Raw genomic sequence first — 1,279 nt, forward strand, 5'->3', positions numbered from 1 at the left:
CGATCCCGTGATGGGCCACCCGGAGAAGGGGTGCATCGTGGCCCCCGGGGTGAGCGAGTTTCTGACCCGCCAGGCCCTGCCGGTGGCCGACATCCTGGCCCCCAACCTGCTTGAGCTCGAGACCCTGACCGAGCGACGGATCGAGAGCCTGGAGCAGGCGATGGCCGCCTGTCGTGCCCTGATGGCCCAAGGGGTGAAGGCTGTGCTGGTCAAGCACCTGGGGCGCGCCGGCATCAGGGCGGGACGCTTCGAGATGCTGCTGGCCTGCGAGCTGGGGTGCTTTCATATCGAGCGTCCCCTCTACGACTTCCCCCGGCAGCCGGTGGGGGTGGGGGACTTGCTCAGTGCCCTGATGCTGGCCAACCTGCTGGCCGGTCACGACCCCGTGGTGGCGTTCGAGCGCACCAATGCCTCGGTCGATGCGGTGCTAAGGGCCACCTGGGAGCGGGGGGCCTACGAGCTGCAACTGGTGGCCGCCCAGGAGGCTATCGCCACGCCGCCCCTCGGGGCGCGTGCCGAGCGAGTCGGCTGATACATCACCTCAACAATTGGAAGGGGGCTTCGCTGGAAGCCCCCTTTTTTATGGTTGCCCGGCAACAAGCCGGTAACAGGTGGCGAGCGGGGAGGCAGGAGCAATTCAAAAAATGTTTATGTTTTGTAGATAAGTGGAGATTTCTCTGTGATCTCGCTCCGTCAAAAACCGACTTTAATCAAACTTTGGTTGAAAACATCAAAAAAACACTGTGAATGGTAGGGCCGTTCCCCTAGAGTCACCCCTATGAGGTAGAGGTGATTAAGAAAGTGTTAATCCACCCCAAGACCCACATGGTACAGGCTCGTCGCACAGGAGCCGCCCACCCGCAGGGCACCATGGTGACCGAACAATAAACTTCAACAGGAATGACAGATGTCCGAGATGAATATTGCCGCCGAAGGCGTCGTAACCCAGCAGGCCGCCAAGGCCAGTGGCTGGCAGAAGGTAGATCTGGTCTGGATGCTGGGGCTCTATGGCACCGCCATCGGGGCCGGCGTGCTGTTTCTGCCGATCAACGCCGGTGTGGGTGGCCTCTGGCCCCTGGTGGCCATGCTGGTGCTGGCCCTGCCGCTCACCTTCTTCGCTCACCGTGGTCTGACCCGTTTCGTCCTCTCCGGCTCCACCCGTGACGGCGACATCACCGAGGTGGTGGAAGAGCACTTCGGCAAGGCGGCCGGCAAGCTCATCACCCTGCTCTACTTCTTCGCCATCTACCCGATCCTGCTGATGTACTCGGTGGCCATC

Annotated in this window: 1 protein-coding gene and 1 pseudogene (1 of these 2 running past the window's edge); both read left to right on the forward strand. The window is 61.9% G+C overall.

The genetic code is table 11. The features are described 5' to 3' along the window. Positions 1 to 532 (forward strand): annotated as a pseudogene (gene pdxY, locus BN1133_RS12900) (pyridoxal kinase); it begins 174 nt to the left of the window's first position. A gap of 375 nt (positions 533 to 907) precedes the next feature. After that, on the forward strand, positions 908 to 1,279 hold a 372-nt coding region (locus tag BN1133_RS12905; protein ID WP_331456965.1), incomplete at its 3' end, for an aromatic amino acid transport family protein.

Origin of the sequence: Aeromonas schubertii (genome assembly GCF_000820105.1) — a bacterium.
GTDB lineage: Bacteria > Pseudomonadota > Gammaproteobacteria > Enterobacterales > Aeromonadaceae > Aeromonas > Aeromonas schubertii.